We start from the raw sequence: 13,860 nt of genomic DNA, 5'->3' as shown, positions 1-13,860 counted from the left end.
ACAATCTATTTGTATAATTGGTATTAAAATATGTATAAATGGTACCTCCAAAGGGCGGTAAAAAATTCGTTTATTTTATTTCATTGATATTCAGATGATTATAAATAAATGGTTTCTCTCTATAGACACGAAATATTGGCAGCAAATTCTAAAATACGTCTCTTAGATGTCAGTTCTAAGTATTTTTCCGCCAACCATACGCCCATTCAATCTATCTATACATATTTTGAAATGAAAGGGAAGCAATAATTCTAAATTTGTAACTTTCAGGTATATTTAAAAGTAATGTTAGAAGCAGTTATAGTAGATGATGAAAAGAAAGCGCTTCAAAGTCTTTCATGGGAATTGACAAATTTCAGTGATGAAATTAGTATAGTTGCCTCTTTTACCGATCCTTTTGAAGCCTTATCTTATCTAAAAAACTCCACGCCGGATTGTTTATTTCTAGATATTGAAATGCCTACCATGGATGGTTTTCAATTCATTAAAAAATTGAGCAATAGAGATTTTCCCGTCGTGATTACTACGGCCTACAATCAATATGCCATAAAAGCACTGAAGAATGAAGCCATTGATTATCTTTTAAAACCCATTGATACAGACGATCTTAGTGAGACTATAGTAAAAATAAAAAAGTTTAATGCGAAAAATTATACTGCAGATAAACTTGAAAAGATATTATTGAATTTTAATTCCAATCAAAAGTATAAGAAAATAACTTTTAATACAGATGGAAAACTGGTATTCCTGGAGAGTGATCAAATTCTATACGCTGAATCGGACGGAAATTATAGCACCATTTATCTTAAAGATGGGCATAAGATGGTACTCACCAAAAAACTAAAAGAAGTTAATGAATTGCTCCCAAATGATTCCTTTTTCAGGATCCACAACTCTTATATAATTAATCTCACCAAAATTAAGGAGTTTCTTAAGACAGACGGTTACGTTGTGCTAGAATCCAATCATAAAATACCCGTATCACGTCAAAAAAAATCTGATTTTTTAGATTTGTTATAATCAATTCGAGAATTACTAATGGCAAAAAGTAGCAATACCCCCCGTATCCCTTCTTTTTTTACCCCTTATCTCGTGATATCATTTCTTCTTATCACGCTTGTTTTATTTCAGGCCAGGGCGCAGGACATTTCCAAAAATTTCAAAGAAACTACAGAAAACCTTATTTCAGAGGCCCCTAAAACTTTTAAAGGTTTGAATACTATTCTCGAACCCATTAAACGGGATACTAGTTTGATGCGTTATTTTGCAAACGCTTCTGAAATTGGTAATTACCCCGAAGGTATTTCCTATGCCTTAAATGAATTGGGAATATCCTACCGAAACTATTCACTATACAGCAAAGCCATTAAACTCCATGAAAAAGCTTTAGAGGCTGCCAATGTAAATGATAATAAAGAATTTCAAATTTATAGTTTTGCGCTGTTAAGTGCTGTCTATCGCAGAACAGAGGGTATCCCATCAGCTCTGGACTATGCGCAAAAGGCTGTACTACTTGCGGAGAATATAGAAAACCCTAATAACCATATTAAAAGGAATTTAAATTTCACTTTTAACAATATAGGCCATATTTACAGGACTTTAGGTCAGTATGACCTTGCGATTTACAATTTTAAGGAATCCGCAGTGCTCGAGGAAGAACTGGGTAATTCGCTTGGTATTGCAACAAACTATAAGGATATAGGTGAGTGTCTTGAGGCCGAAGGTGAATTGGAGGAAGCCTTAGAATATTATGAAAGATCACTGAACTTAAACAAAAGTGCGGGGTCTGTTAGACTAGATATATTATCAAATCTTGGAATTGCACATGTTTATGTTCATCTAGGTAAAGCCAGGGAAGCTATTGAAATTTTTAACACCATTCTAAAACCCGCTGAAGAACTTGGCGATATGAAAATCATCTCTGAGATTTACGTAAATATTGGTTGGGCACAGATCAAAAATAATCAGATAGAGGAAGCCGAATTCAACCTGAACAAAGGCCTTGAAATAGCTAAGAAATATAACCTGCTCACGGAGATGGAAGAGGCTTACTCCTTTTTATCTGAGTTATGGGAAGATCAGGATGATTTCAAAAAATCCAAAGAGTTTTTTCTAAAGGCAGATGAAGTAGAGGAAAAAATATCCAATGATCGTAACAAGCGTTACCTAGCTGATTTAGTTAACAGGTCGGAAACTGAAAAGAAGAACACCCAAATAGAAGTACTTGCCAAAGAGAATGAAATAATTAATCTAAGGTTGCGTAAAAATCAAAATACCTTATTAATAAGTTTGCTATTGGTTGCCCTTCTTACCATTATTCTATACATTTTATATAGACAAACTCAACTCAGAAGTGATAAGAAATTGCTTACTCTTGAACAAAGTATGCTCCGCAGCCAAATGAATCCACATTTCTTGTTCAATTCTCTCAATTCAATTAAGCTTTATATCATCAATAACGAAAAAAAGAATGCTGTTTTTTATCTGAATAAGTTTTCAAAGCTCGTGAGGAAAATACTAGAAGCCTCATCGGTCAGGGAAATCCCATTAGCCGAAGAACTTGAAACGGTTGAACTATACATGAATATAGAAAATATCCGTTTTTCTAATGAAATCCAGTTTGATATTGTCGTGGATGAGGGAATAGACACCCATATCATTAAAATTCCTTCCCTTATTTTACAACCTTTTTTGGAAAATGCCTTATGGCATGGACTTTCTTCAAAAGATGGTGACAAATCAATTTTATTGCACGTAAGTAAAGGTAATAATGCATATATAAATATTGAGATAACAGATAATGGGGTAGGCAGGGCAGTTGCGGAAAGACTAAAAGAAAGCAAAGTTTTAAAACGTAAATCCGTTGGGATAGCCATTACCAAAGAACGTTTGGCAAATTTTTCCAAGGATTATCAAAATACATTTAAATTAGAAATTGAAGACCTTTTTGATCCTGAAGGTAATGCTTCTGGCACAAAAGTAATTCTGCGTATCCCTATTATTTAAACCTGGCCTCTGCAATTTTTTCTAATTCTTCATACCAGTTTACGCCAAATTTTCTGATTAAAGCCTCCTTTACAAACTTATAAATAGGAATTTTCAATTCTTCCCCCAATGAGCAAGCCGGGTCACAAATCTCCCATTTATGATAATTCACTGCGGTAAGTTGCTCATACTCTTTAATTCTTACCGGATACAAATGACAGGATACGGGTTTTTTCCAACTTGTAGCGCCATTATTATATGCCTCTTCAAGACCACATTTTGCGACTCCCTTTTTGGAATATACCACATATGCGCATTCTTCCTTATTAATTAATGGTGTCTCCCACTCTCCATCCATCCCTTTTACGAAAGCACCTTGCTCCTCTATGGCCAGGATACCTTCGGGCCTGAGAAAAGGTTTAACATCCGCATAAATATCCACTAAAATTTCAGTCTCCTTATCTTCCAAAGGGGCACCGGCTTCACCATCTATACAACAGGCCCCCTTGCATGCTGATAAATTACATACAAATTCCTTTTCCAGAATATCGTCTGAGATAATTGATTTGCCAATTTCAAACATCCTATTGAATTAAGCTGTTAAAGATACTTTATTGAATTTTACATTCATAAAATATTTGACCTACTGTAATCCATAGACCTATTATATGACGTAAATTTGCCAGCTTATTAAAATATCAGCATAAAATGAATTTTAACTTTAGAGAAATAGCTACAGCGAGCATGATCCTTTTTGCCGTTATTGACATTATAGGCAGCATTCCTATTATAATCAGCCTGAGAAACAAAGTTGGTCATATACAATCTGGAAAAGCTACGATTGTGGCCGCATGTATTATGGTGGCTTTCCTTTTTATTGGTGAGGAAATTCTAAAGCTAATTGGTATAGATGTGAACTCATTTGCGGTAGCCGGAGCTTTTGTATTGTTCTTTCTGGCCGTTGAAATGATTTTGGGGATTGCCCTTTATAAAGATGATGAGCCAGAAAGTGCTTCTATAGTCCCTATTGCGTTTCCACTTATCGCAGGTGCCGGCACTATGACAGCCCTTCTCTCTTTAAGGGCTGAATTTCATGTAGAGAACATTATTGTTGCTATTGTAATTAATATTATTTTTGTTTATCTGGTGCTAAAGTCATCCAAATCCATTGAACGCGTATTAGGAAAGAATGGGATAAATATTATCAGAAAAGTGTTTGGTGTAATCTTGATGGCCATAGCAGTTAAATTATTTGCATCAAACATTAACCAACTTTTTTAGGATAGGGAATTTCCTGTTGTCTTATTAAAGAATTAGAAACAATTAATATGAATAAAACATTCACAATTATATTGATCGTCCTGGCGGTTGTGCTTATAACTTACAATGTTACTCTTATTGATTTTGAGGACCCCATCAAAGGAAATAGCATAGTAGCGTTAATTGGGATTGTTGCCTCTTTGTGTGCTATTTTATTATTGATAATATATCTTACTTCGAAGAAAATTCAGAAAAAAATAGAGGATAGCTAATTACTGGATTCTATCAAATCTTTTTCTTTCTTGTGGATGGTAGGTCGATCCAATTCCAGAACTTTTTGAAGCATTTTGTCCGAACTGGACCTGATTTTTGCATTTAGATTTGCTGAAAATAACTGTTCCGCTAAGGCACCTTTCAGGTATTGCTTAATCTTCTTTTCAAAATCATAGAAGTTTAATTTAATGTTTCGATCTATAGAATAATCGACAAATTTTTCAAAAAGAATATCATCCACATTAAATTCTCGTACAAACGACGTTTCATTATAATCAGAATATCTATTCCTGTCTTCCTCTAAATGTTCAAATATAAATCTGGACATAAATCCAAGACTCTCCAGACTCTCTACGGCTTCTTCTTCGTTAGTCCCTATAGGAACAAAAACATCAGGTATAATGCCACCACCTCCATAAACCACTTTTCCCTTTGGGGTGGTGAATTTTAAAGAATCTGCCACCTTTATACTATCCACCGAAATGAGTTCCCCATTCTGATAGCGATCCGTAAATTTTTGATAATAATCTTTACTTCCGTTTTTATATGTCTTCTGTATAGAGCGACCTGTAGGTGTGTAATATCTTGATACCGTTAAACGAACAGCAGAACCATCTCCCAATTCCATTTCGCGTTGTACCAACCCTTTGCCAAAGGACCTTCGGCCAACTATAGTTCCAATATCATTGTCCTGCAAAGAACCCGCTATAATTTCACTGGCCGAGGCCGAACGTTCATTTATTAAAACATAGACCGGTTTATCTTCGAAACTACCTTTTCTGGTAGCAAAAGTTTTTTCTATTTTACCCTTTTTATTTTTTGTATACAGGATGAGTTTTCCATCCTTTAAAAATTCATCTGCCAACTGTTCTGCTATACCCAGGTACCCGCCGGGATTGTCCCTGAGGTCAAGGGTAAGTTTATCTGCCCCCCGACGTTGTAAAATCCTAAGGGCCGTATTAAATTCTTTATAGGTAGTTTCGGCAAACCTGTTTATTTTAATATATCCCATTTCAGGTGTAAGCATATAATACGCCTGAACACTCTTTATGGGGATACGATCTCTTTTAATATTTACAGTAAATAACTTGTCTTCCGATTTGCGATATACCTCCAATTGAACAGATGATCCGCTTTGCCCTTTGAGCTTTTCAACAATAACTTCACTTCCTAATCTTTTGCCATAGAGCGTGTCATTACCTGCCTTTAATATACGATCCCCTGCCTTAATGCCCTTTAGGTAACTTGGTCCTTTTTCAATGGTACGTATTACAGTGATCGTATCTCTGTACATATAAAAATTTATTCCTATCCCAACAAAATCCCCTTTCATATTTTCAGCAACGCGCCTCATTTCTTTTTTGGGTATATAAACCGAATGGGGATCTAATTTATCAAGGATATTATTTACAGTAACATCTACTATACTATCCGTATTAATATCATCAACATACTCATAATCAATATAATCTATGAGTCTGTTAAGTTTATCCTTTTTAGAATTAGTGGTAAATAATTTCTCCGGGGTATCATTAAAATGAAGTTTCCCCCCAACAAAAATTCCCAAAGCTAGCGCCAGGGCAATAATTGTAGGCCATAAATAATGTTGCTTCTTCATAAGCTATTTATTCCGTATCTACACTTTCAATCGCAGGGAGATGCCGCAATTCCACTCCTGCTCTTTTAAGAAAATCCAATCCTGAATTATCCTTATATAATATTTGATATACCACACGTTTTATGCCAGATTGGTGAATTAACTTGCTGCACTCCCGACATGGAGATAAAGTGATATATAAAGTAGCTCCCTCACAAGACTGCGTGGAAGCCGCTACCTTGGAAAGCGCATTAGCCTCGGCATGAAGAACATACCACTTGGTATATCCTTCATCATCCTCACAAAAATTCTCAAAACCAGTTGGTGTCCCATTATAGCCATCTGAAATAATCATCCTATTCTTGACCACAATTGCACCAACCTGTTTGCGTTTACAATAGGATAATTTGCCCCATTCATGAGCCATTCTCAAATATGCCTTATCGTATTTTTCCTGTTTACTTCGCTTCACTAAACAGAATCTTTGTATGCGCCATTTAAATTCCGGTAAGGCACTAAGATACCTGCTTTGTAAAATTCCTACAACCTTAAACGGTTAATTTTTAATTAAAACCGTTGTTTGGTATAGAGAAACTCGCAAAACATAGGATTTAATCAATTTAAATTGATTTTCATCCGACCGCATGAAGTTACCATGGCCAGCTTTTGATGAGGAGTGGTATGGTAAGCAGAAAAATAATTACGGAAATTAATACGGTAAAAACTAGCTGTTTCATACCCAGTTTCTCCTGAAAAATATAGGCTAGCATTAAAATAGAAAATATGACCATGATTTGAGAAATTTCTATTCCACTGGCAAAGCCCAAAAGAGGGCCAATCTTATCCTCTTCATCCATCATCAGCATTTTGAAGTAATTGGAAAACCCGAACCCATGTATCAAGCCAAAAAAAGTTGTCGCAATTTCGGGCAGATATCCCTTATAATTGCCCTTGATAACTAAGGCTTTAAAAATATTGAACAGGGCAGTCACCAGGATCGTGATCGGAATTAAAAATTCTACCAATTGCACATCAACAACAACCACTTCATAGACGGACAACCCTAAAGATAAACAATGAGCTACAGTAAATAATGTAGCCAACACAATTACTTTCTTCCACTGTTTAAAAGTAAAAGGTGCGGCAAGGGCCAGAAGAAATAGAACATGATCATATGCTCCCCAATCCAAAACATGGTTAATACCAAGTTTGCAATAGAACCAAAAATCAAACATGAATAAATCCTTTTATTTCAATAGGGATTACAAATTAACCTTTAATACTGCCCAAACATTTCTGTCATTCCGAATGTTTCCCTACAATCCTCTTTCCTTTTGTATTTGTTCATAGGCCTTTTGAACTTCCTTAAACTTCTCCTCAGCGCCTTTTTTAATAGCCTCATTTTCTGTAATTACCTTATCCGGGTGGTATTTTTTGGCCATTTTACGATATGCCTTTTTTACCTCATCATCCGAAGCAACTTTTTCTATTTCCAAGATTTTGTAAGCATTATCAGCAGATTTTATAAACATAGCTTTTATGCTTTCAAAATCTTGCCATCCTACCCGAAGATAACCCGCTATTTCTTTTATTTTTTCTATTTCCAGGTTACTTACCGCACCATCTGCCTGTGCAATCCCAAAAAGAAAATGCAATAATTGCAATCTTACTTCATACCGGGTGCGTTGATTCAGGTAAGTGCAGATTCGCTGTGCAGAAATCTCTCGATTCTTTATGACTTCGTTAAATGTTCGAAATATTGCATTAGCTTTTTCTTTTCCGTAGGTACTAAGAAAATATTGTCTAACATAATCCAATTCCCGCTGACTGATCTGCCCGTCTGCCTTAATTACAATTGAACATAGGGATAGCAGGTTAAGTTCAAAATCTGCCGGCGATACTTGCTGTCTCGTAAAATCGCTGAAGACTGTTCTTGGACCAGATCCACTGGATAGATTATCAATTAAACTTCCGATTAAAAAGCCCAAAACAGCACCAGGAAAACGAAATAGGAAATAACCAATAATTGCGGCGAACCACCTAATCATAACTGTAGTAAAATTTGGGCAAATATAGAATAATATGAATGAATACGAGACTTAAAGAAAGGTTAAGCTTTTCGCTGGGATATTACAATTTCATTATCTTTGTCTTCAATTTAATTAAAAAAATGCTTATGTATCCTGAAGAATTAGTAAGACCAATGAGAGTAGACCTGGCTTCAGCCGGTTTTGAAGAATTATATACAGCAACTGCCGTTGAAAATGCCATTAAGCAAGATGGAACTACCCTGGTAGTAGTGAATTCTGTTTGCGGCTGTGCCGCTGCCAATGCCAGACCAGCTGCAAAATTAAGCCTGGAAAATGAAAAAAAACCTGATCATCTGGTTACTGTTTTTGCAGGTGTAGATACCGAAGCCGTGGATGCCGCGAGAAATCTTATGGTTCCATTTCCACCTTCATCACCTAGTATGGCCCTGTTTAAAAATGGTGAGCTTGTACATATGATTGAAAGACATCATATTGAGGGAAGACCTGCAGAATTGATTTCTGAGAACTTAGTTCAGGCTTACGAAGAATTCTGCTAGAAGTACCTGGCAATAATTAGACTTTATTTAATTTAAACCTTTAGGTTAAATCCTTATAAAAATTTGTAAAAACCCGCTTCTATAGGAGCGGTTTTTTATTTTTGTGTCATGCGAAAATTATTGGCCTATCCTCTTACTGTTCTATATTTTATTCTTTTTGGAATAACCCTGGTCATCTTTCACCCCATTCAATGGATTTGCTTTAACCTATTTGGTTATAATACCCATAAAAAATCAGTAAGTATCCTTAATTTATTTTTAATTCGGTGTACACATGTGTTAGGAACCAGGTATACCTTTACCAATCCTCACCAAATTCCAACAAACAAGCCGCTAATTATTGTTTCCAATCATCAGAGCATGAATGATATTCCGCCAATCATATGGTACATGCGTGCGCATCATCCCAAATTTGTAAGCAAAATTGAACTGGGAAAGGGCATTCCCAGCGTTTCATATAATCTCAGGCATGGCGGATCTGTGCTTATTGATAGAAAAGATGCCAAACAAGCGTTAACAGAAATATCCAAACTAGGGCGATATATTGAAAAAAATAACAGAAGCGCGGTAATATTTCCTGAAGGAACAAGGAGCAGGACCGGACATCCAAAAAAATTCCAGACAACAGGTTTAAAGATTCTTATGAAAAAAGCTCCATCGGCCCTGATAGTGCCTATTAGTATTAATAATTCCTGGAAGATGCTTCGGTATGGGAAATTCCCTTATGGGATTGGTTCTCATCTAAAGTTTCAGGTTCATCAACCTCTGGATAACAGTGGTAATGCTGATGAATTGATTGAAAAAGTTGAACAGTTGATAAACAGTGGGGTAACTTCTTATTCATGAACGAGAATTCCATAATCAAAAAGACAAAAATCTTTGTTAAGAATAGGTTTGTCGGAGCCGAAGGAGGTCATGATTGGTTCCATACCAAACGAGTATTGGCAAATTCTATCCATATAGCCAAAGAAGAAAATGCCGACTTATTCGTGGTGCAACTGGCAGCACTACTGCATGATATCGCCGATTCGAAATTCCATGATGGCGACGAAACAATAGGCCCAAAAATTGCTTCTGAATTTTTAAAAGGCCTGAAAGTAGACAAATCCAGCAGGGAACATGTCATAAGAATTATTGAAACTGTTTCATTTAAGAATAGCCTATCCCTTGAAAAAGAGCCCTTTAATTCTATTGAATTGCAGGTCGTACAAGATGCAGATCGCTTAGATGCCATTGGGGCTATAGGAATTGCAAGGGCTTTTAATTATGGGGGGTTTAAAAACAGAGCACTCTATAACCCTAAAATTGAACCAAAAACTACGATGAGCAAGGAAGAGTATAAATCTTCCGGTTCCCCAACGATCAATCACTTTTACGAAAAATTACTACTCTTAAAAGAAAAGATGAATACAATTACGGGAAGAAAGCTCGCAGAAAAACGCCATGCCTTTATGCTTAATTATCTGGACCAGTTTTATAAAGAGTGGGAAGGAATCTATTGATTACCGAAGTTTTCTTGTTGGGCCTATTAAGTACTGAAACAAAAGAATGGAAACAATCAGAGACTTCTACCATCTGAAAAAGTAGATTTAACTATCCCGGCAGGCGAAAAAACATTGGAATAGTGTTATCATGAAAGCTGTAATTTATTTAGCTACAGCTATTGACCATTAAATAGATTCCATTGTCCATGTTTATATTCATTGTGTAGTTCTCTGTTTAGTTTGGGGAATTTTCGCCCTTTGTAATATTTCAATTTAGCTAGTCTGGCCATTTCCTTTATTTGGTGGGCAATCTTGCCTTCGCCCGTATTGCGCAGACCAAACCTGCTATCGTTTAAAGTACCTCCGTGACATGATGCAATAAGATTCAGTACTTTTTCTGCCTTATCCGGCATCGCTTTGTTGATCCAATCCGAAAAAATATGACCGATAGCACCATTTAATCTGACTATGGTATAGCCGAAAGAAGACGCCCCATAATCTGCTGCTGCCTTTGAAAGCTTAATTAGCTCATGGCTATTTATTCCAGGTATAATTGGAGCTAGCATGGCATTTACCGGGATTTTGTTTTCGGTTAAAGCCTTGATTGTTTCTAAACGCTTCTTTATAGTTGCTGTCCTTGGTTCTAATATTCGTCTGGTATTTTCAGATAGCGTTGTAATGGAGATATTAACTCCTACCAATCCATAAGTATTCAATTCCTTTAACAAATCTAAATCCCTTAGGATCAAAGAATTCTTGGTTATGATTCCCACAGGATGGCGGTATTTCAAAAATACCTCAAGGCACGCCCTTGTTATTTTATACTCTTGTTCAGCTGGCTGGTAACAATCTGTATTTCCGGAAAGCACAATTGTATTGGCCTTCCATTTGCTGTTTTTCAATTTGGATTCAAGCAAGCTTGCGGCATTTTTCTTTATCAGGATTTGTCTTTCAAAATCCAATCCAGCACTCAATCCCCAATATTCGTGAGTATTACGGGCATAACAATAAATACAACCATGCTCACAGCCCTGGTATGGATTCATGGAATATTCCATACCCACATCCGGACTGGTTACTTTGTTAACAATTGATTTTGGAAAAACCGGCAGGTATTGTGTTTTCCTTTGTGATACTGCTTCTCCTTCCTTAGCACAAAAGTCAAGGAAGTCGCTCCGTATTTCATGAATATGCTTCAGAAATTTATTGGGTGTATTCTGTTGAGCCCCTCTTCCTTTTACATATTTTTTTTGTTTCAACAAATGGATTTTATCCAAATTTATGGATATTATCCGATTAAAACAATTATTTTAATTGATGGAGACGTTTACCAATTGTTTCTTTGTCCCCCTCTTAGCGTAAAACAGAACCGCACTATCGTCGTTATCCATAAGCGGCTTTGAAATCATTAGTGGCAAGCGAGCTTCTTTATCATCAATTATTTTTTCATAACTCATTTTACCCTGATCGTTGAGTTGGATTACAAATACATTTCTATTCCTGCTGAGACCCTGTTTGAAAATAATTCGTTCATTATTAAGTAACTGAGGGTTCTCTGCCGAGCTACTAATAAAAAAGTAAGTATCGTTATTTTTGGTATACGAACAGTAGGACACATAGGCACCATCACCTTGAGTTACTTCAGATTTATTAATATTTCTTGCCCATAGCATTTCCCCTTTCAGATTAAGCTTTGCACTTACTATGTCATTATGATGAAATCGTTCTACGCGCAGTCTCCCTCCGCTTGAATTGGCTTGTACGGAAGAGGTAACAAAATACTCTTCTGCATTAAATAATATTTCATCATTTTGTGTAAAACTCACATTCTTAAAAACAAGGTTCTTTACCTGTTCTACTTCCTCTTTACCAAATTTATCTGCCATAAATTGGCGTGAAAAAGGATTGTACTTTCTTATTTGTACATCAAGAGTTATTGGATCTAATTTAAAATACCCAATTCCATTGTACCTGTTATCCTTCCTGTTTGCATAAAACCCTACGCATATGAGATTGCCCTTCCTTAAAATAGGTTTGAGAGACTCTGAGTACTTCTCAGGAGCATCAAAGGTTTGGATACGGGCTCCTTGTTTTGAAAGCATTATTAATTCATACTGAAATTTACGTTCCTGCGCTTTAAATCTTTTTTTCTTAAAATAGGCCTTGCCAACGATGTATGCCCTATTAAGGTCCTGAGAAACGGCTATGTTTTCAAAAGCATAATTTTTATCCTCCACTTCATTTGAAAAATCTTGTTCTAATACTTTCTTGAGTGAAGCGTTATACAAATAAATATGATGTTTGTTTGTCTTACCCTTTTTAAAATGCGTACTAATTATAAAAGCGTTTTTGTCATCATTGAATAAGGCAGTTGTTGTAAATCCTTTGGTAAAATTTCTGTTATAATAGTTGCGGTCATATGGTTGTTGTACCTGATCCGATTTGATGGATAATAACTTCTCTTCTGTAAAATTAAATTCGGTTATTGGGCTTCGGTACACTAAATAATCATAGGACATCGTTTCCAGATTATAATTCAAAAACAGCAAATATAATTGTCCGTTTTTTACGAATCCCTCTATAAAATCGGGACCTTTCAATTTGTAATTGTATTCTGAAATCAGTTCCAGATCCTTGTTATAGTGTTCTATAAAATAACCTTTAGGTTTCAATATCATCCCGGTATAATAGGATCTTACTAAAACAGTACCTCCCTGGCCATCTTTAGATATAGAAACTAAATTGGAATACTTGTATCTGTCATTATACTTTTCTCCAAAATCATAGGAAAGAGGCATCTTTTGCCCGTACGCAAACATTGCAGTGAAGACTGCAAAAAAAACAATAAAATGAATTTTCATGTTAGATAATCAATTTAAAGCTCATCAGGTTCCCGGAAAGTCTGCTTTTCTTTTTTCTAAGAAGGCAGTAGTACCTTCTTTAAAATCAGCTGTTCCAAAACAGCTTCCAAATGCATTAATCTCTGTCTCAAACCCTTTCGCATTACTCTTAAAACCCTTATTTACGGCTTTTATTGCATAAGAAATTGCAACAGGAGAGTTATTCGTTATTTTGCCCGCAATTTTCCGGGATAGGGATAAAAGCTCTTGTTGGGGCACAACATAGTTAACAAGACCATACGATAAAGCCTTTTCTGCTGTGATCATTGCAGCTGTCATGATAAGTTCCATAGCCCTCCCTTTACCAATTAATTGAGGTAGCCGCTGAGTACCCCCATAACCGGGAATTACACCAAGTGAAACCTCAGGCAGGCCCATTTTTGCATTATCACTAGCCAGTCTGAAATGGCATGCCATGGCCAATTCAAGTCCTCCTCCAAGAGCAAAACCATTAATGGCAGCAATTACAGGTGTAGAAAGGTTTTCCAACAGGTTAAAAAGGTTTTGCTGTCCTTTAGAAGCAAGTTCTTTGCCCTGTTTAACAGAATAATTGGCAAATTCAGAGATGTCAGCGCCGGCTACAAATGCTTTCTCTCCGCTTCCGGTAAGTATAATGGCCCTGATATTTTTATCTTTTTCAAGGGCCTTAAATGCCTTACTCAACTCCCTGATCGTGGCCTTATTTAATGCATTTAATTTTTTTGGCCTGTTTATAATAACCGTGGCCAACCGGCCATCGTATTCTACTAGGATGTTTTCAAAGTTCATACTGGG

At 36.1% G+C, this 13,860-nt stretch carries 15 protein-coding genes; 7 read left to right on the top strand and 8 right to left on the bottom strand.

The window, feature by feature from the left end:
- Positions 1-285: 285 nt before the first annotated feature.
- Together Q0X77_RS04720 and Q0X77_RS04715 are read left to right on the top strand one after the other, a co-directional pair.
- Positions 286-1,020, top strand: coding sequence for a LytTR family DNA-binding domain-containing protein (locus Q0X77_RS04720; RefSeq protein WP_297793786.1), 735 nt, complete (start codon positions 286-288; stop codon positions 1,018-1,020).
- Positions 1,021-1,038: 18 nt separating this feature from the next.
- Complete coding sequence (locus Q0X77_RS04715; RefSeq protein WP_297793784.1) at positions 1,039-3,006, top strand: tetratricopeptide repeat protein; 1,968 nt, start codon at positions 1,039-1,041, stop codon at positions 3,004-3,006.
- Here Q0X77_RS04715 and Q0X77_RS04710 read toward each other — a convergent pair.
- Entirely contained in the window at positions 2,999-3,568 is a 570-nt protein-coding gene (locus Q0X77_RS04710; RefSeq protein WP_297793781.1) for a DUF3109 family protein, read from the bottom strand. The genes Q0X77_RS04715 and Q0X77_RS04710 overlap by 8 nt on opposite strands.
- A gap of 125 nt (positions 3,569-3,693) precedes the next feature.
- Here Q0X77_RS04710 and Q0X77_RS04705 point away from each other — a divergent pair, with 125 nt between their 5' ends.
- Both Q0X77_RS04705 and Q0X77_RS04700 read left to right on the top strand, forming a co-directional pair.
- Positions 3,694-4,266: a MarC family protein gene (locus tag Q0X77_RS04705; protein ID WP_297793779.1), complete on the top strand. Its 573-nt coding sequence runs from the start codon at positions 3,694-3,696 to the stop codon at positions 4,264-4,266.
- A gap of 47 nt (positions 4,267-4,313) precedes the next feature.
- On the top strand, positions 4,314-4,517 hold the full coding sequence (locus Q0X77_RS04700) for a hypothetical protein (protein ID WP_297793776.1): 204 nt from the start codon (positions 4,314-4,316) through the stop codon (positions 4,515-4,517).
- On the opposite strand, the gene Q0X77_RS04695 is transcribed toward Q0X77_RS04700, so the two are convergent.
- The 4 genes from Q0X77_RS04695 to Q0X77_RS04680 all read right to left on the bottom strand — a co-directional run bounded on the left by Q0X77_RS04695 (position 4,514) and on the right by Q0X77_RS04680 (position 8,163).
- Positions 4,514-6,136: a S41 family peptidase gene (locus tag Q0X77_RS04695; RefSeq protein ID WP_297793773.1), complete on the bottom strand. Its 1,623-nt coding sequence runs from the start codon at positions 6,134-6,136 to the stop codon at positions 4,514-4,516. The genes Q0X77_RS04700 and Q0X77_RS04695 overlap by 4 nt on opposite strands.
- 7 nt (positions 6,137-6,143) lie before the next feature.
- Entirely contained in the window at positions 6,144-6,587 is a 444-nt protein-coding gene (locus tag Q0X77_RS04690; RefSeq protein ID WP_297793770.1) for a dCMP deaminase family protein, read from the bottom strand.
- 178 nt (positions 6,588-6,765) lie between these two features.
- Positions 6,766-7,350, bottom strand: coding sequence for a HupE/UreJ family protein (locus Q0X77_RS04685; protein ID WP_297793766.1), 585 nt, complete (start codon positions 7,348-7,350; stop codon positions 6,766-6,768).
- Between the two features lie 81 nt (positions 7,351-7,431).
- On the bottom strand, positions 7,432-8,163 hold the full coding sequence (locus Q0X77_RS04680; RefSeq protein ID WP_297793762.1) for a TerB family tellurite resistance protein: 732 nt from the start codon (positions 8,161-8,163) through the stop codon (positions 7,432-7,434).
- Between the two features lie 128 nt (positions 8,164-8,291).
- Between Q0X77_RS04680 and Q0X77_RS04675 the strand changes: the two genes are divergently transcribed.
- The 3 genes from Q0X77_RS04675 (at position 8,292) to Q0X77_RS04665 (ending at position 10,204) form a co-directional block, all read left to right on the top strand.
- Complete coding sequence (locus Q0X77_RS04675) at positions 8,292-8,702, top strand: BrxA/BrxB family bacilliredoxin (RefSeq protein ID WP_297793830.1); 411 nt, start codon at positions 8,292-8,294, stop codon at positions 8,700-8,702.
- Between the two features lie 108 nt (positions 8,703-8,810).
- Positions 8,811-9,548: a 1-acyl-sn-glycerol-3-phosphate acyltransferase gene (locus Q0X77_RS04670; RefSeq protein ID WP_297793759.1), complete on the top strand. Its 738-nt coding sequence runs from the start codon at positions 8,811-8,813 to the stop codon at positions 9,546-9,548.
- On the top strand, positions 9,545-10,204 hold the full coding sequence (locus tag Q0X77_RS04665) for an HD domain-containing protein (RefSeq protein WP_297793756.1): 660 nt from the start codon (positions 9,545-9,547) through the stop codon (positions 10,202-10,204). Before Q0X77_RS04670 ends, Q0X77_RS04665 begins: the two co-directional genes overlap by 4 nt.
- Positions 10,205-10,362: 158 nt before the next feature.
- Here the strand turns inward: Q0X77_RS04665 and Q0X77_RS04660 are convergent, their stop codons facing one another.
- From Q0X77_RS04660 to Q0X77_RS04650, 3 genes are read right to left on the bottom strand one after another with little or no spacing between them, the layout of a single operon-like run.
- Positions 10,363-11,445 (bottom strand): PA0069 family radical SAM protein, encoded by a 1,083-nt coding sequence (locus tag Q0X77_RS04660; protein ID WP_297793753.1) that lies wholly within the window; start codon positions 11,443-11,445, stop codon positions 10,363-10,365.
- Positions 11,446-11,496: 51 nt separating this feature from the next.
- The gene (locus Q0X77_RS04655; RefSeq protein WP_297793750.1) at positions 11,497-13,047 is read right to left on the bottom strand and encodes a hypothetical protein; all 1,551 of its coding nucleotides are present in this window, start codon (positions 13,045-13,047) and stop codon (positions 11,497-11,499) included.
- A 24-nt stretch (positions 13,048-13,071) separates the two neighbouring features.
- The gene (locus Q0X77_RS04650) at positions 13,072-13,854 is read right to left on the bottom strand and encodes an enoyl-CoA hydratase-related protein (protein ID WP_297793747.1); all 783 of its coding nucleotides are present in this window, start codon (positions 13,852-13,854) and stop codon (positions 13,072-13,074) included.
- Positions 13,855-13,860: the final 6 nt, after the last annotated feature.

Origin of the sequence: uncultured Eudoraea sp. (genome assembly GCF_947258925.1) — a bacterium.
Taxonomy (GTDB): domain Bacteria; phylum Bacteroidota; class Bacteroidia; order Flavobacteriales; family Flavobacteriaceae; genus Eudoraea.
This window is presented reverse-complemented; position numbering and strand designations above follow the sequence as displayed.

Bases quoted from the DNA above. Each gene is read 5' to 3' on its own strand.
- Q0X77_RS04720 (WP_297793786.1), top strand. From the start codon at position 286: ATGTTAGAAGCAGTTATAGTAGATGATGAAAAGAAAGCGCTTCAAAGT.
- Q0X77_RS04715 (WP_297793784.1), top strand. From the start codon at position 1,039: ATGGCAAAAAGTAGCAATACCCCCCGTATCCCTTCTTTTTTTACCCCT.
- Q0X77_RS04710 (WP_297793781.1), bottom strand. From the start codon at position 3,568: ATGTTTGAAATTGGCAAATCAATTATCTCAGACGATATTCTGGAAAAG.
- Q0X77_RS04705 (WP_297793779.1), top strand. From the start codon at position 3,694: ATGAATTTTAACTTTAGAGAAATAGCTACAGCGAGCATGATCCTTTTT.
- Q0X77_RS04700 (WP_297793776.1), top strand. From the start codon at position 4,314: ATGAATAAAACATTCACAATTATATTGATCGTCCTGGCGGTTGTGCTT.
- Q0X77_RS04695 (WP_297793773.1), bottom strand. From the start codon at position 6,136: ATGAAGAAGCAACATTATTTATGGCCTACAATTATTGCCCTGGCGCTA.
- Q0X77_RS04685 (WP_297793766.1), bottom strand. From the start codon at position 7,350: ATGTTTGATTTTTGGTTCTATTGCAAACTTGGTATTAACCATGTTTTG.
- Q0X77_RS04680 (WP_297793762.1), bottom strand. From the start codon at position 8,163: ATGATTAGGTGGTTCGCCGCAATTATTGGTTATTTCCTATTTCGTTTT.
- Q0X77_RS04675 (WP_297793830.1), top strand. From the start codon at position 8,292: ATGTATCCTGAAGAATTAGTAAGACCAATGAGAGTAGACCTGGCTTCA.
- Q0X77_RS04670 (WP_297793759.1), top strand. From the start codon at position 8,811: ATGCGAAAATTATTGGCCTATCCTCTTACTGTTCTATATTTTATTCTT.
- Q0X77_RS04665 (WP_297793756.1), top strand. From the start codon at position 9,545: ATGAACGAGAATTCCATAATCAAAAAGACAAAAATCTTTGTTAAGAAT.
- Q0X77_RS04655 (WP_297793750.1), bottom strand. From the start codon at position 13,047: ATGAAAATTCATTTTATTGTTTTTTTTGCAGTCTTCACTGCAATGTTT.
- Q0X77_RS04650 (WP_297793747.1), bottom strand. From the start codon at position 13,854: ATGAACTTTGAAAACATCCTAGTAGAATACGATGGCCGGTTGGCCACG.